The 18,422-nt window shown below is 66.0% G+C and carries 17 protein-coding genes; 10 read left to right on the top strand and 7 right to left on the bottom strand.

Annotation, left to right across the window (positions count from 1 at the left end; all coding sequences use genetic code 11):
* Positions 1 to 55: 55 nt before the first annotated feature.
* Both ACSAGD_RS01500 and serS read right to left on the bottom strand, forming a co-directional pair.
* Positions 56 to 847 carry an HAD family hydrolase gene (locus tag ACSAGD_RS01500; protein WP_437583959.1) on the bottom strand — a complete coding sequence of 264 codons (792 nt, stop codon included), beginning with the start codon at positions 845 to 847 and terminating at the stop codon, positions 56 to 58.
* On the bottom strand, positions 844 to 2,109 hold the full coding sequence (serS, locus tag ACSAGD_RS01495) for a serine--tRNA ligase (protein WP_437583958.1): 1,266 nt from the start codon (positions 2,107 to 2,109) through the stop codon (positions 844 to 846). Before serS ends, ACSAGD_RS01500 begins: the two co-directional genes overlap by 4 nt.
* A 36-nt stretch (positions 2,110 to 2,145) precedes the next feature.
* Between serS and ACSAGD_RS01490 the strand changes: the two genes are divergently transcribed.
* The gene (locus ACSAGD_RS01490) at positions 2,146 to 3,129 is read left to right on the top strand and encodes a diacylglycerol/lipid kinase family protein (RefSeq protein WP_437583957.1); all 984 of its coding nucleotides are present in this window, start codon (positions 2,146 to 2,148) and stop codon (positions 3,127 to 3,129) included.
* A gap of 320 nt (positions 3,130 to 3,449) precedes the next feature.
* Positions 3,450 to 4,304 (top strand): hypothetical protein, encoded by an 855-nt coding sequence (locus tag ACSAGD_RS01485; protein WP_437583955.1) that lies wholly within the window; start codon positions 3,450 to 3,452, stop codon positions 4,302 to 4,304.
* A gap of 103 nt (positions 4,305 to 4,407) precedes the next feature.
* On the opposite strand, the gene gdhA is transcribed toward ACSAGD_RS01485, so the two are convergent.
* From gdhA to pheA, 4 genes are all read right to left on the bottom strand, one after another.
* Positions 4,408 to 5,760, bottom strand: coding sequence for an NADP-specific glutamate dehydrogenase (gene gdhA / locus ACSAGD_RS01480; protein WP_437583954.1), 1,353 nt, complete (start codon positions 5,758 to 5,760; stop codon positions 4,408 to 4,410).
* A gap of 143 nt (positions 5,761 to 5,903) precedes the next feature.
* The gene (locus ACSAGD_RS01475) at positions 5,904 to 6,395 is read right to left on the bottom strand and encodes a hypothetical protein (protein WP_437583953.1); all 492 of its coding nucleotides are present in this window, start codon (positions 6,393 to 6,395) and stop codon (positions 5,904 to 5,906) included.
* 32 nt (positions 6,396 to 6,427) lie between these two features.
* Entirely contained in the window at positions 6,428 to 6,946 is a 519-nt protein-coding gene (locus ACSAGD_RS01470) for a hypothetical protein (protein WP_437583952.1), read from the bottom strand.
* Positions 6,947 to 6,968: 22 nt separating this feature from the next.
* Positions 6,969 to 7,928 (bottom strand): prephenate dehydratase, encoded by a 960-nt coding sequence (gene pheA / locus ACSAGD_RS01465; RefSeq protein WP_437583951.1) that lies wholly within the window; start codon positions 7,926 to 7,928, stop codon positions 6,969 to 6,971.
* 34 nt (positions 7,929 to 7,962) lie between these two features.
* Between pheA and pgm the strand changes: the two genes are divergently transcribed.
* The gene (gene pgm, locus ACSAGD_RS01460; protein ID WP_437583950.1) at positions 7,963 to 9,585 is read left to right on the top strand and encodes a phosphoglucomutase (alpha-D-glucose-1,6-bisphosphate-dependent); all 1,623 of its coding nucleotides are present in this window, start codon (positions 7,963 to 7,965) and stop codon (positions 9,583 to 9,585) included.
* Between the two features lie 21 nt (positions 9,586 to 9,606).
* Here the strand turns inward: pgm and ACSAGD_RS01455 are convergent, their stop codons facing one another.
* The gene (locus ACSAGD_RS01455; RefSeq protein ID WP_437583949.1) at positions 9,607 to 10,515 is read right to left on the bottom strand and encodes an amidase domain-containing protein; all 909 of its coding nucleotides are present in this window, start codon (positions 10,513 to 10,515) and stop codon (positions 9,607 to 9,609) included.
* A 318-nt stretch (positions 10,516 to 10,833) separates the two neighbouring features.
* Between ACSAGD_RS01455 and ACSAGD_RS01450 the strand changes: the two genes are divergently transcribed.
* The 7 genes from ACSAGD_RS01450 to sufU are packed head-to-tail and all read left to right on the top strand — an operon-like array spanning position 10,834 to position 18,390.
* Positions 10,834 to 12,150, top strand: a complete 1,317-nt coding sequence (locus ACSAGD_RS01450) for an ABC transporter substrate-binding protein (protein ID WP_437583948.1) — start codon at positions 10,834 to 10,836, stop codon at positions 12,148 to 12,150.
* Between the two features lie 52 nt (positions 12,151 to 12,202).
* Positions 12,203 to 13,243 carry a carbohydrate ABC transporter permease gene (locus ACSAGD_RS01445; protein ID WP_437583947.1) on the top strand — a complete coding sequence of 347 codons (1,041 nt, stop codon included), beginning with the start codon at positions 12,203 to 12,205 and terminating at the stop codon, positions 13,241 to 13,243.
* Positions 13,240 to 14,124, top strand: coding sequence for a carbohydrate ABC transporter permease (locus ACSAGD_RS01440; RefSeq protein WP_437583946.1), 885 nt, complete (start codon positions 13,240 to 13,242; stop codon positions 14,122 to 14,124). Before ACSAGD_RS01445 ends, ACSAGD_RS01440 begins: the two co-directional genes overlap by 4 nt.
* Positions 14,124 to 15,545 (top strand): GH1 family beta-glucosidase, encoded by a 1,422-nt coding sequence (locus ACSAGD_RS01435; RefSeq protein ID WP_437583945.1) that lies wholly within the window; start codon positions 14,124 to 14,126, stop codon positions 15,543 to 15,545. Before ACSAGD_RS01440 ends, ACSAGD_RS01435 begins: the two co-directional genes overlap by 1 nt.
* A gap of 30 nt (positions 15,546 to 15,575) precedes the next feature.
* The gene (locus ACSAGD_RS01430) at positions 15,576 to 16,616 is read left to right on the top strand and encodes a LacI family DNA-binding transcriptional regulator (RefSeq protein ID WP_437583944.1); all 1,041 of its coding nucleotides are present in this window, start codon (positions 15,576 to 15,578) and stop codon (positions 16,614 to 16,616) included.
* Entirely contained in the window at positions 16,613 to 17,953 is a 1,341-nt protein-coding gene (locus tag ACSAGD_RS01425; RefSeq protein ID WP_437583942.1) for an aminotransferase class V-fold PLP-dependent enzyme, read from the top strand. The genes ACSAGD_RS01430 and ACSAGD_RS01425 overlap by 4 nt, the downstream gene beginning before the upstream one ends.
* Positions 17,950 to 18,390 carry a Fe-S cluster assembly sulfur transfer protein SufU gene (gene sufU, locus ACSAGD_RS01420; RefSeq protein ID WP_437583940.1) on the top strand — a complete coding sequence of 147 codons (441 nt, stop codon included), beginning with the start codon at positions 17,950 to 17,952 and terminating at the stop codon, positions 18,388 to 18,390. Before ACSAGD_RS01425 ends, sufU begins: the two co-directional genes overlap by 4 nt.
* Positions 18,391 to 18,422: the final 32 nt, after the last annotated feature.

Raw genomic sequence — 18,422 nt, 5'->3', positions numbered from 1 at the left:
TCTCTTCCTGGTCATCGTGCGTCGACCGACCTCGACGACGATGCGATGAGCAGGACTACAAGGAGCGCAGCACGCTGACGACACCGTCGTTCGTGACGTCCGCGACGACTTCTGTCGCGGCATCCTTCACCACATCAGGCGCCTGCCCCATCGCCACGCCTCGGCCCTCACGCCCGGCCAACCGCAGCATTTCGATGTCGTTCCGCCCGTCACCGACTGCAACGACATCGGTCGGCGCGACGCCGAGCCACGACCGAACGTGTTCGAGCGCGGTCGACTTGTTGACCCCGAACGGTGCGATGTCGAGCCAGGCCGTCCACCCGATCGCGTACGTGACCTTGTGCAGTCCCATGTCTTCGACGGCCTGGAGGAACTCCTGCTCGTCATGCCCTGGCGACACGACCACGACGCGCGTGACGGGCTTCTCAAGGAGTTCCTCGAACGGCACCTTCTCGGCGCCCTCGAGGTTCCAGTCCGTCATTCCCTCGGTGTAGCGGCGAAAACCGTCGGGGTACTCCACCATGTAGCGACCGTCATCGAGGTTCGCGTGGATGAGGGTCAGCACCTCCGTGGGATCGAACGTCTCGACGTGGTGCCGCACATAGCCGTCGCCGTCGCGCTTCATGATCAGCGCGCCATTCGCGCAGACGACGTAGTCGCTCGCAAGGCCGAGCTGCGCCATCACCGGCTCGGTCGATTCCCAGCTGCGCCCGGTCGCGAGCATCAGGCGGTGGCCAGCATCGGATGCCGCTTTCACGGCGTTCAGCACGGCCGGAGACACGTCGCCGTCCTCGTGCAGGACGGTTCCGTCGACATCGAGTGCGACGAGCTTCAACGCGGCTGTCACGCCACAGGCTCCGCGACCTCGAGACCGCCCAGGTAGGGACGAAGCGCCTCGGGAATCACGACAGAGCCGTCGGCGCGCTGATGCGTCTCGAGCAACGCGACGAGCCAGCGCGTCGTCGCGAGAGTGCCGTTGAGGGTTGCGACCGGCGTCGTCTTGCCGGACTCCGTGCGGTGCCGGATGTCGAGGCGCCGCGCCTGGTAAGTCGTGCAGTTCGAGGTCGACGTCAGCTCGCGGTATGCCTCCTGCGTCGGCACCCAGGCCTCGACGTCGTACTTGCGCGCGGCGCTCGAACCGAGATCGCCGGCCGCGGTGTCGATGACCCGATAGCTGAGGCCGAGGCTTTGGAGCATCCCTTCCTGCCACGCAAGGAGCCGCTCGTGCTCCGCCTGGGCATCCTCAGGAGTCGTGTAGACGAACATCTCGAGCTTGTTGAACTGGTGCACACGGATGATGCCGCGAGTGTCTTTGCCGTACGAACCGGCCTCACGGCGGTAGCACGTGGACCAACCGGCATAGCGCAGCGCACCCGACGACAGGTCGACGATCTCGTCGGCGTGGTAGCCGGCGAGCGCGACCTCGCTCGTGCCCGTGAGATACAGGTCGTCAGCCTCAAGCTTGTACACCTCGTCGGCGTGCTCGCCGAGGAAGCCCGTGCCCGCCATGATCTCGGGCTTCACGAGCGTCGGGGTGATGAGCGGCGTGAACCCGGCCTCAAGAGCGCGGTCAAGCCCGAGGCTCATGAGGGCGAGCTCGAGACGTGCGCCGATGCCCTTCAGATAGTAGAAGCGGGCGCCCGACACCTTCGTGCCGCGCGCCATGTCGATCGCGTCGAGCCTCTCCCCGATCTCGAGGTGATCGCGCGGGGCGAAGTCGAACGTCGGCTTCTCCCCCTCGGTACGCAGCGTGACGAAGTCGTTTTCGCCGCCCGTGGGCACACCGTCGATGATGACGTTCTCGATGGCCCCGGCAACGCGCGTGAACGTCTCTTCAGCCTCGCTGGCATCGTGCTGCGCCTGCTTCACACGTGCGGCGAGCTCCTGCACCTCGGCGATGAGCGCCTTCTTCTCGTCCTTCGGCGCTTTGGCGACCTTCTTGCTGAAGGCGTTCTGCTCCGCCCGGAGCTCTTCGTAGGTTCCGATGGCGCGTCGCCGCGCGGCATCCGCCTCGATCGCCTCATCGACCAACTCGACCCGAGACCCGCGCGCCTCCTGAGAGCGTCGGATGAGGTCAGGGTTTTCGCGCAGAAGTACGGGATCAATCACAGCTCAAGTCTAAGCGGAACCGGGTAAGTTTCTGATATGAGCCACGATCAGCAGAAGTTCGCCGCGGTCGTCTACAACCCGGTGAAGACGGATCCCGACCGGTTGAAGCGTGTCTTCACCGATGGAGCCGCCGAGCATGGGTGGGGCGAACCGACGTTCGTCGAGACCACGGTCGACGACCCCGGAGCCGCCGTTGCGAAGCAGGCGGCAGCCGACGGAGCGTCGATCGTCGTGGCAGCCGGCGGCGACGGAACCGTGCGCAGCGTGGCCGAAGGGCTCCGTGATTCGGGCGTCCCGCTCGCGATCGTTCCCGCTGGCACGGGCAACCTCTTGGCACGCAACCTGGACCTGCCACTCTCCAACGTCAAGCATGCGATGGCCGTCGCCTACACCGGCGACACGCGCACGATCGACCTCGGTATCGCAGAGGTCAGATCCGAGGTGGGTGGCGCAGTCGACGAGTACGTGTTTCTCGTGATGGCGGGCATGGGCATCGACGCGCAGATGATCGCCAACACCAACGATGACCTCAAGAAGTCGGTCGGCTGGCTCGCCTACGCGGATGCCGTGGTGCGCTCACTCTCCGGCATCAAGCCGTTCCGCATCCGGTATCAGCTGAAGGATGCCGCGCCGCACGGCGCTCACGTCAGTACGATCCTCGTCGCCAACTGCGGCACACTTCCCGCGGGGATCGAGCTGCTGCCCGACGCGCTCATCGATGACGGCGAGCTCGATGTCGCCGTGCTGCAGCCCAAGGGAGTGCTCGGCTGGCTGCAGGTGTGGCGGAAGGTCCGGTGGGAGAACGGCGTGTTGCGCCGGTCGAGCATCGGCCGTCGCATCCTCAAGGCCTCCGAGGGCAAGGACAGCACCGTCACGTACCTGCGCTCCCCCGGGGTCACCGTGCGCCCGGACGATCCGCAGGAGCTCGAGCTCGACGGCGACGAGGTGGGCACGGCGAGCATCGTACGCTTCTCGGTCGACGCGGGCGCGCTGGCCGTCAGGGTTCCGGCGTCCCGCTGACACGCCGCGCGCTGGTCCCGCGCCGCACGCGCCCGTCCCGCGCGCCCGCCCCGGGCCCCCACGCACCACGCCCCGCGCCCCGCGCGCACCCGCCACGCCCCGCGCGCCCCACAACGCACCCGTCAAAAACGGCGACGAATCCGACGTTTTTCTCGCCACTTTTGACGTGGGTTCCGGGTCGCCTCTCCGCCCACAGGGGCGGGCGATGAGCGACCATCCACAGATGTCGAACGACGCGGGAGCCCGGTCCGCACAAACATCACTCTGGAGGTATACGTTTCCTCCGCCCAATTCCCGACGGTCTCCCGCACGCTCTATCCGTGAACGACGGCCACGACCGAGGGCAGACCCGCTCACAGATGCGAAGCTCGGCCTTCATCGCGCCGTTTCATGGGACTCGTCTGCTCACGTCGGAGGAGCCAACGCTCGCGCTTCGCTGTGCGGCACTACTCAGCCGCATGCCAGAGCGCATCGTGTTCAGCCACATCACGGCCGCTCAGCTTCACGGCATGTGGCTGCCGCTCGTTAACGACCGACGAATCCATGCAATGGTGCCGGCGCCCCACACGCGAGTTCGTCGACGGGGAGTCATCGGTCACAGTGCAGTGCTGACACGAGCCGACCGTGACGTGGTCAGCGATCTTCCTGTCACAAGCGTCGAGCGCACGTGGTGCGATCTCGGCAGTATTCTCGACGTTCCCGATCTTGTTGCGGCCGCTGATGGTCTCTTATGTTGGAAGAACCCACGTACGACAGAGGCGAAGCTTCGAGCTGCAGCTGACCGGTGCAAGAACCATGCGTGGTTTCGCCGCCTCGACGATGCGCTGGCGCTCGCAAGCCACCGTTCAGCCTCTCGGCCTGAGTCTCTCGTACGGGTGGATCTCACTGTCAGCTCCCTCCCCACCCCGACGGCGAACTTCCGACTGAACCTGACGCATGCCCCGGGGTACCGCGTTATCGACCTCGCATACCCGAAGTACAAGCTCGGAATCGAGTACCACGGTGACCACCACCGAACCGACAAGAAGCAGTGGCGGGCGGATGTGCAACGCACCAACGAGATCATCGACGAAGGATGGGAGCAGTTGCAGTTCACCGGAGGAGACTTGGGAAATCTGCCGGACCTTCGCGATCGCATCGAACGACGTCTCCGGGCACTCGGCTGGTCTCCCTGATGCCCCAATGACGCCCCGTGCAGGCAGACGTCAAAAATGGCGGGGAATCGCGCGGATTCCCCGCCATTTTTGACGGTTGCGTTGAGGCGCGTTCAGGATGCCGTCAGATGACGCCCTGCGCCAGCATCGCGCTCGCGACCTGGACGAACGCCGAGGTGTTCGCGCCCACGACGTAGTCGCCGGGGTGTCCGTAGCGCTCTGCGGCCTCGTATGCGGAACGGTGGACGTTGCGCATGATGTCGTGCAGACGGCGCTCGCTGTCGTCGAACGACCAGCGCTCGCGCGACGCGTTCTGGGTCATCTCGAGTGCGCTCGTCGCGACGCCGCCGGCGTTCGCTGCCTTGCCCGGCCCGAACAGCACGCCGGCCTCCTGGAAGGCGTGCACGGCATCGGGCTGCGTCGGCATGTTCGCACCCTCGGAGACCGCGATGACACCGTTCTTGATGAGTGCCTGGGCGCCCTCAAGGCTGAGCTCGTTCTGCGTGGCGCTCGGCAGGGCGATGTCGCCCGGAACATCCCAGACCGACCCGCCCTCGACGAAGCGCGCCGACGACTTGCGTGCCGCGTACTCGGACACGCGCAGACGCTCGACCTCCTTGATCTGCTTCAGCAGTTCGAGGTCGATGCCGTCCTCGTCGACGATGTAGCCCGAGGAGTCGGATGCCGTGATGGCCTTGCCACCCAGCTGCTGCACCTTCTCGATGGCGTAGGTTGCGACGTTGCCCGAGCCCGACACGATCGCCGTGCGGCCCTCGATGCCCTCGCCGCGGACCGCGAGCATCTCCTCTGCGAAGAACACAGCGCCGTAGCCGGTCGCCTCGGTGCGCACCTGCGCGCCGCCCCAGCCGAGCCCCTTGCCGGTGAGAACGCCGGACTCGTGACGGTTGGTGAGCTTGCGGAACCGGCCGAACAGGTAGCCGATCTCACGGCCGCCGACACCGATGTCTCCGGCGGGAACGTCGGTGTACTCGCCGATGTGGTGGTAGAGGGCGTCCATGAATGCCTGGCAGAACCGCATGACCTCGGCATCCGACTTGCCGTGCGGGTCGAAGTCGCTGCCGCCCTTGCCACCGCCGATTCCCTGCCCGGTGAGGGCGTTCTTGAAGATCTGCTCGAAGCCGAGGAACTTGATGATCGACAGGTTCACCGTCGGGTGGAAGCGCAGGCCGCCCTTGTACGGGCCGAGAGCCGAGTTGAACTGAACGCGGAATCCGCGGTTCACCTGCACTCGGTTGCTGTCGTCCGTCCACGGAACCCGGAACATGATCTGACGCTCGGGCTCGACGAGGCGTTCGAGGATGCGCTCCTCGATGAACTCCGGGTGCTCGACCAGAGCGGGCGCGATCGATTCGAGCACTTCGTGCATGGCCTGGTGGAACTCTGGCTCATTCGCGTTGCGCGCGACGGCCGCCTCGTAGACGGTGCGAAGGTAGTCATTGACGGTGGAATTCGTCACATGCGGTCTTTCTGTGTGTTGCGGGAAAGCGTCAGACAGCGCCGGCTGAAGCTCGTCCGGGCACGCGCGCATGCGGGATGGCGGCGCGCGGAGCGCCGAGACAGAGGGCTTGACCTTTCGTGGGGCCAGACACAGTTTCGCTGTTAGACACGCCTTTCGTCAATCTCGCGACGCCGATCAGGCTGCGTCACGTGCCATCGTGCGGCGAGCCAGAACAGCCCACCGAGCATCGTCAGCGCCCCAAGAAACCCAGGGATCATATAGGCGTGAGGCTCCCAGACGTTGCCCCCGTACATCTGCAAGGAGAGCACATACATGGGAGGTTCGGCCCCCACTGCGACGAGGTTCGAATCACTGACGAAGGCGACGATGGGTGTGACGGTAAAGCTTCCCGACTGTTCCGCGCTCGAGAGCAGCACAACGGTCAGGTTCTCGACAAACTGGTCGACGTGCTCTTTGGCGAACGTCTGGCTGCTGCCTTCCGCTGCGTAATACACGTAGTCCGTCAGGTCAGAAGGCACGTCTTCATGACGGATCGTCACTGCCGACTCGGCCGACTCGAAGCGCTGCGCAAAACCCGACAGGATGAATTGGATACCCGCGAGCAGGACCAGCATCCCCACCGTGGTCATCACGAGGGCACGCCGAGAAATTCGTCGGTCAACCGTCATTTCCGATGCGCCCGGAACCATGTCACCGCGCCGAAGAACACGGTTCCGACGATCGAGAGAAGGCCAACAGCGATCGCAAGGGGAGCGACCCCGAGTACGAACTGCGCCGTCGCGTAGTCCTCGGCGGTCGCTTCGTCTTCAGGGTTATAGCCGCGGAACATGAAGGTCTGCGTCGTCTCGATCGCCGACAAGTACGAACTCCAGCCCCAGGCGACGAGGGCGACGCCCGCGACCACGATGACCCACAGGAAAGGGTTGCGGACGAGAAGCGCGAGCGTACCGAGACGTCGCGGCGCGGCATCCTCCTGCCCTGTGTCTGGTTGGTCAAGCTCGCCGCCGGGCTCTAGGTCCTCGGCGTCGACGATGGGAAGGGGCGCATCGCGGGGGCTGGCCGGCTGCTCCGCGGCATCCTTTATCGTGTCGACGCGAGTCGCGTCGCTGTGCTTCTCCGGGTCGTACCCGGGTTGAAACCGCGGATCGAATCGCGGGTCGAACGATGTGTCGGCGTCGGCCATCGCACTCTCCTTCGTCGTGTGGCTACTGCTCGAGGCCGGGTTCGCCCGAAAGCAGTCCGCGCAGCCAGTCGCGCGCCTCGATGTACACGTCGTCGTTGTAGCGCGCATCGAACTGAATCTGAGCCTTGTCAGCCCGTGGATACGAGCCGAGGAAGGTGACCTTCGGGCTGAAACGGCGGATGCCCATGAGAGCGTCCGCGACCCGCTCATCGCGGATGTGCCCGTCGATGTCGATCACGAAACGGTAGCGTCCGAGAGCGTCGCCGATCGGACGGGACTGAATCATCGACATGTTCACGCCGCGGGTGGAGAGCTGCTCCAGCATGTCGAGAAGGGCACCCGGCTGATCGCTCGGGAGGTCGGCGACGAAGCTCGTCTTATCCGCACCGGTGGGTTCAGGGATGCTGCGCGACATCGTCACGAGGGCGAAGCGCGTCACTGCGTTGCTGTTGTCTCCGATGTGCTCGGCCAGCACCTCCAGGTCGTAATGATCCGTGATGTTGGGAGGGGCGACCGCGGCATCCGCCACATCGCTCTCCAGCAGGTTGGCGGCCGCCGCCACATTGCTCGTCACGGGGATGTGCGAGTGGTTCGGCAGGTTGGCGTCGATCCACGTGCGGCACTGTCCGTAGGCGACGGGGTGCGCGTTCAGCATGCGCACGTCGGCGAGTGTGACGCCGCGGCGCGCGACAACCGAGAAATCGACCGGGACCAGGTACTCCCCTTGGATCCGAAGGCCGGGCGTGGTCGCGAGAGCATCCTGAACCGCCGTCACACCGCCGTCGGTCGAATTCTCAACCGCGACAACGGCGCCGAAGGACACCCCCGTGGCCACATCGGAGATCGCCTCGCCGACGTTGTTGACGCTGCGCCAGTGCTGCCCCTGCGCCTCAGGGACCTGGGCGAGAGCTGCCTCCGTAAACGTTCCGCGCGGGCCGAGGTAGCTGTACGTGCGGAGGGTGTCATCGTCGTTCTGAGGCATAGCAGAGAGCCTAGCGGCCTGAGAGAATGGTGAAATGAACGATCGCGCTGGTACTCCCGCCACTGACGCCGACCTCGTCGACGTCGCCGCCCTCATCTCCGCCTACTACGAGCTCGTGCCCGACCCGACCGTGGCGGCACAGCGAGTGGTCTTCGGCACGAGCGGACACCGTGGCTCGTCGCTGAACACGGCATTCAACGAGCACCACATCGCGGCGACGACTCAGGCGATCGTCGAGTACCGCGAGTCCATCGGCGTCACCGGGCCGCTGTTCCTCGGCGCGGACACCCACGCGCTCAGCGCCCCCGCACGCACGACCGCGCTCGAGGTGCTGGTCGGAAACGGCGTGCACGTGAAGATCGACGAGTTCGACGACTTCGTTCCGACTCCCGCGCTGAGCCACGCGATTCTCGTCTACAACAACGACCCCACGCACACCGACCGGGCCGACGGCATCATCATCACGCCGAGCCACAACCCGCCGAGCGACGGCGGCTTCAAGTACAACCCGCCGCACGGCGGCCCGGCCGACAGCGACGCGACCACGTGGATCGCCGATCGTGCGAACCAGCTGATCGAAGAGAACCTCGCGGGCGTGAAGCGCGCCGAGCCGAGCGCCGTCGACACCTACGACTTCCGCGGACGCTACGTGGGTGACCTCGAGAACATCATCGACATGGAGGCCATCCGCCGCTCCGGCATCCGCATCGGCGCCGATCCCCTCGGCGGCGCGAGCGTGCACTACTGGCAGGCGATCGCCGAGCGCTACAGCCTCGACCTCACGGTCGTGAACCCGACGGTCGACCCGACGTGGCGCTTCATGACGCTCGACTGGGACGGCAAGATCCGCATGGACCCGTCGAGCCCCTCCGCCATGGCCTCGGTGCTGGCGCACCGGAGCGACTTCGACATCCTCACGGGAAACGACGCGGATGCCGACAGACACGGCATCGTCACTCCCGACGGCGGCCTCATGAACCCGAACCATTTCCTGGCCGTGGCGATCGACTACCTCTACCAGCACCGCTCCGGCTGGCACCCGGAGGCGGCGATCGGAAAGACGCTCGTCTCAAGTTCGATGATCGACCGCGTCGCGGCATCCCTCGATCGCGCCCTCTGGGAAGTGCCGGTCGGATTCAAGTGGTTCGTGCCCGGGCTCATCGACGGCTCGGTCGGGTTCGGTGGCGAGGAGAGCGCGGGGGCGAGCTTCCTCCGCAAGGACGGCAGCGTCTGGACGACCGATAAGGACGGCATCCTGCTGTGCCTGCTGGCGGCAGAGATTCGCGCTGTGACCGGCAGATCGCCATCGGAGCTGTACACCGTGCTGACCGAACGCTTTGGTGCTCCCGCGTACCGCCGAGTGGACGCTCCCGCCACGCCTGAGCAGAAGGCGGCGCTGAAGAAACTCGACGGCGACGCGATCAGCGTCTCGGAACTCGCGGGCGAGACGATCACAGCAACGCTGTCGGAGGCGCCCGGCAATGGTGCGGCGATCGGAGGCGTCAAGGTCGTGACCGAGAACGCGTGGTTCGCGGCGCGGCCGAGCGGCACCGAAGACGTCTACAAGATCTACGCGGAGTCATTCCGCGGCGACGAGCATCTTGAGCAGGTGCTGGCCGAGGCGAAGAGAATCGTGGATGCCGCGCTCGAGTCGTAACCTCAGCTCGGGCGGCCGGCGTTACTCGGGAATCGAGTAGAACCAGGCTGTGCCGCCCGGGTGCTCCTCGGTGAGTGTCTCGTCGAGATCGCGGAAGTCGTAGTCGAGGTTGTGCCCAACGAGTTCGATCTTGTTCGTGCCGTCTTCCTGCGGAATGACGTCGGAGACGATCATGACGTGGTCTCGATAGGTGGTTCCGCTCCAGCTGAAGACCGCGACATCGCCGACCTTGACCTTGTTGCGCTCCTCGATCGACAGCCGCGTCACGTCGGGGCCGCCGGATTTTAGCCAGTTATCAAGTGAGGGGACGAACGACCACGTGCTCGACGCCGAACCGCTGTTGTTGTACCAGGTCGACGTCTGCGACCAGCCCCGAGCCACGAGGGTCTGCGACACGAAGTTCGCGCAGTCTCCGCCCCGCGGGTTGAAGTCACCCCAGACCTCGTCGTTGTAGTCCTTCCAGTACGACAGCGCGTACTGCATCTGATGGTCGACCGGGGTGATCGCCTGGTACTCGTAGACGAGGTCGTTTCCCGCCGCGATGGTCTGCTCGCCGACCTGCACCTCGACGGCGGCGTCTCCCGGCTGATACGTCGCGTCTCTCGGCGCGACGGCGGTGACCGTGTTCGCGTCGACGACGGTGACGTTTGTCGCAGCCACGCCATCGAAGGTGACGCCCGTGACACCGGAGAGCGACGAGCCCGTGATCGTCACGGTGTCTCCGCCGGAGAGAGATCCGCTCACCGGGGCCAGCTCAGCGACCGATGGTGCGGCGACAGCCGTTGCGGTTGCCGTGGGCACTGGGCGCTGAGGCTCCTGTTCGGCTGTTCCGCTTGCGGCATCCGCTGACGCAGCAGTGCACCCTGACAGCAGCATCGCGGCTACCGAGAGCGCAGACAGCAGGCCAGCGACGCGGGCAGAACGGGGCATGCGAACCTTTCGGGACTCAGAACGACGCCCTCCATGGTACGTGACCGACACCACGCGCGCCTGAGAACACAGTTCAGGGACTCCCGCTTCTCCCCGCCGCACTCCACCGCGCTATTTGTTCGGGTTTGCGCTACAGGAATTTCTGTAGCGCAAACCCGAACAAATAGCGCGCGGGGAGGAGGGAGGTGAACATTGCTCATTGACAAACGCCGCGAGAGCCGGTTATGCTCATTTCCACAAATCGTGAGAGCGCTCTCACGATCTATAATGAGAGCGCTCTCACGTTCGCCCCCACCAAGAATCCACAAAGGAGTGACCGTGAAACACGCACGACGCACGAAGGCGATCGCCTCCGTCGCGGGCGCGGCCGCAATCGCCCTCCTGGCCGCTGGCTGCTCGGCAGACAGCGGCTCGGCCTCGGACGACGGCAAGACCACGCTGACCATCACCACGTTCGGAACCTTCGGCTACGACGACCTCTACAAGGAGTACGAGAAGCTGAACCCGAACATCACCATCAAGGCGACCAACATCGACACCGGCGGAAACGCTCGCACCGACGCGTTCACGAAGCTCGCCGCCGGCTCCGGCCTGAGCGATATCGTCGCAATCGAGGAGGGCTGGCTCGGCGCGATCATGGAGGTCTCCGACCAGTTCGTCGACCTCAACGACTTCGGCGCTCAGGACATCAGAGACCGCTGGCTCGACTGGAAGTTCGAGCAGGGCACCGACCCCGACGGGCGCGTCATCGGCTACGGCACCGACATCGGTCCGACGGGGCTCTGCTACAACGGCAAGCTGTTCGAGGCGGCCGGCCTGCCCAGTGACCGGGATGCCGTCGCCGAGCTGTTCGGCGGCGATGACGCGACCTGGGACACGTACTTCAAGCTCGGTGCGGAATACACCGAGAAGACCGGCAAGGCCTGGTACGACCACTCCGGTTTCGTCTGGAACTCGATGGTGAACCAGCTCGACGAGGGGTACTACACCTCTGACGGCGACCTCAACGTCGAGGGCAACTCCGAGCTTCGAGCGCGCTTCGACCAGCTGGCCGAGGCCACGCTGAATGGGCAGTCCGCGGCACAAAAGGAATGGGACTGGGGCGGCGGCAAGGCCTTCGTCGACGGCTCCTTCGCGACGTTCGTGTGCCCCGGTTGGATGCTCGGCACGATCAAGGGGCAGCTTGAGGCCGGCGGCGGCGACGCCAGCACCGGCTGGGACTTCGCCGATGTCTTCCCGGGCGGGCCGGTGAACTGGGGCGGCTCGTTCCTCTCCATCCCCACCACTTCCGAACACCAGAAGGAAGCCGCGAAGCTCGCCGCGTGGCTGACCGCTCCCGAGCAGCAGGTCAAGCAGTCGCAGGCCGCCGGCAACTTCCCGAGCACGATCGAGGCCGAGAAGACGCTCGCCGAGGAGGCCACCCCGAACGAGCTGTTCAACGACGCTCCAACCGGTGCGATCCTCGCTGAGCGCGCCAAAGGCGTGAAGGCGCAGTTCAAGGGACCGGACGACTCGGTCATCCAGGAGAACGTCTTCGGACCCGCGCTCGACCTTCTCGATCAGCAGAAGGCGACCGCAGACGACGCCTGGCAGAAGGCGCTCGACCTTCTGCAGGAACTCGTCGTCGACAACTGATGATCAGCGGGCTCCCGGCCGCGCGCCGGGAGCCCGCACGATTGGGCACTTCATGACTGCGACACTCAGCAGGGGCACCTCCACCCCGCCGCGCACCACGCGCGCGCATGAGCCGAGCCGCGCCGAACGGCGCCGGCACTGGCTCAGCCGCGTCGACGTCAAGGCATCCCCGTATGCCTACGTCGCACCGTTCTTCATCCTCTTCGGCCTCGTCGGGCTCTTCCCTCTCATCTATACGTTCGTCGTCTCGCTGTACGACTGGGATCTCCTGAAGGGTCAGGGCGACTTCGTCGGCATCGGCAACTTCGCCTCTGTTCTTCAGGACGAGTACTTCTGGAACTCGCTGTTCAACACGTTCAGCATCTTCATTCTGTCCGCCATTCCGCAGCTCGTCGCGGCGACCTTCATTGCGGCCGTGCTCGACCAGAACATCCGTGCGAAGACGTTCTGGCGCATGAGCGTTCTGCTCCCCTACGTTGTCACGCCCGCGGCTGTCGCGCTCATCTTCTCGAACATGTTCAGTGAAGACTACGGGCTCATCAACAACGTGCTGCAGAACATCGGGCTCGACGCGATCGGATGGAAGACCGACACGTTCGCCAGCCACATCGCGATCGCGACGATGGTCAACTGGCGCTGGACGGGCTACAACGCGCTGATCCTCCTCGCCGCGATGCAGTCGGTGCCGCGCGATGTGCACGAGTCGGCGTCGCTGGACGGCGCGGGCATGCTGCGCCGCTTCTTCAGCATCACGTTGCCGAGCATCCGCCCCACGATGGTCTTCGTGATCATCACGGCGACGATCGGCGGCCTGCAGATCTTCGTCGAGCCCCGCATGTTCGATGCCGCTACAGCGGGCGGCGCTCAACGCCAGTTCCAGACCACGGTGCTCTACCTCTGGGAGATGGCGTTCTTCCGCCAGAACTTCGGTGAGGCATCCGCTATCGCGTGGGTGCTGTTCCTCATCATCGTCGCGTTCGGTGTCATCAACTTCATGCTGTCGAAGACGATCGCGACGGCCGAGACCAAGGTCGCGTCGACACGACGCAAGCGGCGTGTCGCGGCCCGGAACGCACGGGAGGTCACGCGATGAGCGTCGCACTTCGCTCTAAGAGACAGAGTACGGATGCCGGCGGCCGCCGCCGCTTCTACGGCATCGATCGCCGACCGGGGTTCCTCACCTACGGGCTCCTCACGGTGTTCCTCGTCTGCTCGGCGTACCCGCTCTGGTGGTCGTTCATCATGTCGACCCGCAGCAACTCCGACTTCGGTCTCGACTGGCCGCCGCTTCTTCCGGGCGGCCGGTTCTGGATCAACGTGCAGACGGTGCTCGAGTCCATTCCGTTCTGGAAGGCGCTCGGCAACAGTCTCATCATCTCGACGGTGGTGACGATCTCGGTCGTGACGTTCTCGACTCTCGCGGGCTACGCGTTCGCGAAACTCCGCTTCCGCGGGCGCAACGGTCTCATGGTGTTCGTCGTCGCGACGCTCGCCGTTCCGACCCAGCTCGGCATCATCCCGCTGTTCATGCTCATGCGCACGTGGGGGTGGACGGGTCACATCGGGGCGGTCATCATTCCGCTCCTCGTGACGGCGTTCGGGGTGTTCTTCATGCGGCAGTACCTCGTCGATGTCATTCCCGACGAGCTGATCGAGGCGGCCCGGGTCGACGGCGCGAACATGATCCGCACCTTCTTCCACGTGGCGGTGCCGGCGGCGCGCCCGGCGATGGCGATTCTCGCCCTGTTCACGTTCATGACCGCCTGGACGGACTTCCTCTGGCCGCTCCTGGTGCTCGATTCGACCAACCCGACGCTGCAGACGGCACTCAGCCAGCTGCAGTCGGCGCACTACGTGGACTACTCGATCGTGCTCGCGGGTGCGATACTCTCAACCATTCCGCTGTTGATCCTGTTCATCATCGCGGGTAAGCAACTCATTTCCGGAATCATGCAAGGAGCTGTGAAGGGCTGATGACACTCTCGTTCCCGCCGTCGTTCATCTGGGGGTCGGCGACCGCCGCCGCCCAAGTCGAAGGCGCCGGCCACGAAGACGGCAAGCGCGATTCGATCTGGGATGCCTTCGCTCGCGTTCCCGGAGCAGTCGCGCGCGGCGATGACCTCGAAACCGCCGTCGACCACTACCACCGTTACCAGGGGGACGTCGCGATCATGTCGCGGCTCGGTCTCGACTCCTACCGGTTCTCCACGAGCTGGGCGCGTGTGCTGCCTGACGACGGACCGGTCAATCAGAAGGGACTCGACTTCTACAGCCGTCTTGTCGACGAGCTGCTTGAGCACGGCATCCTGCCCTGGCTCACGCTCTACCACTGGGATCTCCCGCAGGCGGTGGAGGAGACCGGTGGCTGGGCGAACCGTGCGACCGCAGAACGCTTCGTCCGCTACGCGGAGGTGATGTACGAGGCGCTCGGCGATCGGGTGACGCACTGGACGACGTTCAACGAGCCGTTCTGCTCGTCGCTTCTCGGGTATGCGTCCGGCGTGCATGCGCCGGGCAGGCAGGAACCGGATGCCGCGATTGCGGCGATTCACCACCAGCACCTCGCGCACGGGCTCGCCGTTCGTCGCCTCCGTGAGCTGGGCGCCGAGAACATCGGGATCACGCTGAACCTCTCGAACGCGATTCCACGCGACCCGGAGGACCCGGTCGACGTCGAGGCGGCGCGCCGCTTCGACGTGCTGCAGAACCGCGTCTTCCTCGAGCCGATCGTGACCGGCGCCTATGCGGAGGACACTCTCGAGGACCTCACACCGTTCGGGCTCCGTGAGCGCATCGAACCCGGAGACATGGAGATCATCGGAACGCCGATCGACTTCCTCGGCGTCAACCACTACCACGACGACCAGATCTCCGGGCACCCGGACGACGGAGCAGACGGCCACGGCGGCGGAACCGATCGCCCCGTCGCCTCGCCGTGGGTCGGCAGCGAGTACCTCTCCTTCCCGTCGCGGGGTCTGCCGCGAACGGCGATGGACTGGGAGGTCAACCCGTCAGGGCTGAGGATGCTGCTCACGCGACTGGGCCGCGAATACCCGACGCTGCCGCCGCTCTACGTCACCGAGAACGGCGCCGCGTACGACGACGTCGTCTCCCCCGACGGCGCCGTGCACGACCCGGAGCGGACCGCGTACATCCGCGACCACATCCAGGCGGTGTCTGACGCGATCGCGGACGGCGCCGATGTACGCGGCTACTTCGTGTGGTCGCTGCTCGACAACTTCGAGTGGTCGTGGGGCTACGGCAAGCGATTCGGCATCGTGCGGGTCGACTACGACACGCTCGAGCGCACCATCAAGGACTCCGGACTGGAGTACGCGACAATCGCCGAGGCGGCGCGCTCGCAGAGCGGAAGCACCGCGGCATCCTCCCATTAAGGTGGTGACAACGACACGAGGGAGGGCGCGATGCCGGAACGCACTGTGAAGAGCTCGGGCGCGCCCACCCTCGAGGCCGTCGCCGCACGCGCGGGGGTCTCGCGAGCGACCGTCTCGCGGGTCGTCAACAACTCCCCCAAGGTGACCGACGAGGTCGTCGCCCTCGTGAACGCCGCGATCGATGAGCTCGGCTACGTTCCGAACCGCGTCGCGCGGTCGCTCGCGAGCCGCCGCACTCAGGCGATCGCGGTGATCGTGCCGGAGACAGCCTCGAAGGTCTTCGACGACCCGTTCTTCGCGTCGATCGTGCAGGGCGTCGCCCTTCACCTCGCCGACACCGAGTACACGCTGAGTCTGCTGATGGAGACCGAGACCTCCTCGTCGAAGACGCGTCGCTACCTCCGCGGCGGCAACGTCGACGGAGCGCTCATTGTGTCGCACCACGTGAGCGACCTCTCGTACACCCAGCTCGGCGCCTCGATTCCGATGGTGTTCGCCGGCCGGCCCCTCATCGCGGAGGAGGGCGAGGGGTACTACGTCGACGTCGACAACGTCGAGGGCGCCAGACTCGCCACCCAGCACCTCATCGATCTCGGGCATCGACGGATCGCCACGATCGCCGGGCGCACGGACATGCCGGGCGGTCATGACCGGCTCGCTGGGTGGCGCAGGGCGATGGCGGATGCCGGTCTCGACGACTCCCTCGTGGTGAACGGCGACTTCTCCCCGGCATCCGGTGCCGAGTGCATGCGCCGGCTCATCGCGCTCGACGAGCCCGTCGACGCGGTGTTCGCCGCGAACGACCAGATGGCAGTCGGTGCGTACTCGGCGCTGCGGACCGCCGGGCTGCGAGTTCCGGACGATGTCTCGGTGGTCGGCTTCGACAACGACCGCTATGCGGCGACGGCATCCCCACCCCTCACCACGGTCAACCAGTCGCCTGAAGAGATGGGGATGGCGATGGCCGAGACGCTCGTACGGCTCATCGACGGGGACGAGACCGTTCCGCACGCGAGCATGATGCCTCTCGAGCTGGTCGTCAGGGAGTCGACGGCGCCGCGCACTTCATGACGTCATCTGCCCCACGGCGACGTCCGACGCGGGACAATGGAAGCGTGACTGTTCAGGCTGCTTCTCTCTCTGACGCGGTGGTGGGCCGCATCCGCACCGACTTCGCCGAGCTCGGCCAGACGGTGAACGAACGCCCGCTCGTCTACCTGGACTCCGGTGCGACGAGCCTCAAACCCACGCCTGTGCTCGACGCGGAACGGTCGTTCGTCGAGACCCACACGGCCGCCGTGCACCGCGGAGCTCACACGCTCGCGGCCGAGGCGACGGAGATCTTCGAGCAGGCACGAGAACGCGTCGCCGCATTCGTGGGTGCGGATGCCGGAGAGATCGTCTGGACCTCCAACGCGACGGAGGCCGTGAACCTCGTCGCGTACGCGATCGGCAATGCGAGCGCGGGTCGTGGTGGGGCGGCATCCGAGCGTTTCCGGCTACGCGAGGGCGACGAGATCGTCGTGACCGAGGCGGAGCACCACGCGAACCTCATTCCTTGGCAGGAGCTCGCCGCACGCACGGGCGCTGTGCTGAAGGCGATTCCCGTCGACGAGCAGGGGCAGCTGCGGCTCGACGTCGCCGCTGGTCTGATCGGCGAGCGCACGCGCATCGTCGCGTTCTCACACGTGTCGAACGTGACGGCGGCGATCGCCCCGGTCGCGGAGCTCGTCTCGCTGGCGCACGCGGTCGGTGCCCTTGTGGTGCTGGATGCCTGCCAGTCGGTGCCGCACATGTCGGTGGACGTGCACGAGCTCGACGTCGACTTCGCGGTCTTATCAGGGCACAAGATGCTCGCCCCAACGGGAATCGGCGCGCTCTACGGTCGCCTCGAGCTGCTGAATGCTCTGCCGCCGTTCCTGACCGGCGGGTCGATGATCACCACTGTGACGCTCGAGTCCGCTGAGTATCTTCCGGCGCCGCAGCGCTTCGAGGCGGGCACGCAGCGCATCTCGCAGGCCGTCGCCCTCGCCGCCGCGTGCGATTACCTGAGTGTCGTCGGGCTCGACCGCATCGCCGCTCACGAACACGAGCTCGGCGCGCGCCTCGTCCACGGACTGCAGCAGATCGCCGGCGTGCGGCTGCTCGGGCCCGAGGACCCAGCCGCCCGCACGGGACTCGCGGCCTTCGACCTCGAGGGGGTTCACGCGCACGATGTCGGGCAGTACCTCGACGACCGGGGCATCGCGGTGCGCGTCGGCCACCACTGCGCGCAGCCGCTGCACCGGCGCTTCGGCATGACGGCATCCACGCGAGCCAGCACCTACCTCTACAACACGACCGATGACGTCGACGCCTTCCTCGAGGCGCTCTCCGACGTGCGTCGATTCTTCGGAGCCGCCGCATGAGCAGCCTCGACGATCTGTACCAGCAGGTCATCCTCGACCACGCTCGTGAGAAGCACGGCTTCGGGCTGCGCGACGGGTCTGCGGCATCCTCTCATCAGATGAACCCGACCTGCGGTGACGAGCTCACCCTGCAGGTTCACCTGTCGGCCGACGGGCAGACGATCGACTCGCTCTCGTGGGAGGGCGCCGGCTGCTCGATCTCGATGGCGTCGGCGTCGCTTCTGAGCGACCTCGCAGCGGGGATGCCGGTGACTGATGCCCCCGCGCGCATCGCGCTCTTCCGCGAGCTCATGCGCTCGAAGGGCGCGGGCGTCGACGACGACGAACCGCTCGGCGACGCTGCCGTGCTGGAGGGCGTGTCGCGCTACATCGCCCGGGTCAAGTGCGCCATGCTCGCGTGGGTGGCGCTCGAGGACTCCCTCGCTGGGCTGCGCTGATCCGCGCGAACAGGCACGGCGAAACCCTTTAG

The organism is Paramicrobacterium salitolerans, from assembly GCF_051513965.1.
Taxonomy (GTDB): Bacteria; Actinomycetota; Actinomycetes; order Actinomycetales; family Microbacteriaceae; genus Paramicrobacterium.
Note: the sequence above shows the minus strand (reverse complement) of the source record. Positions and strands in the feature narration are given on the sequence as shown.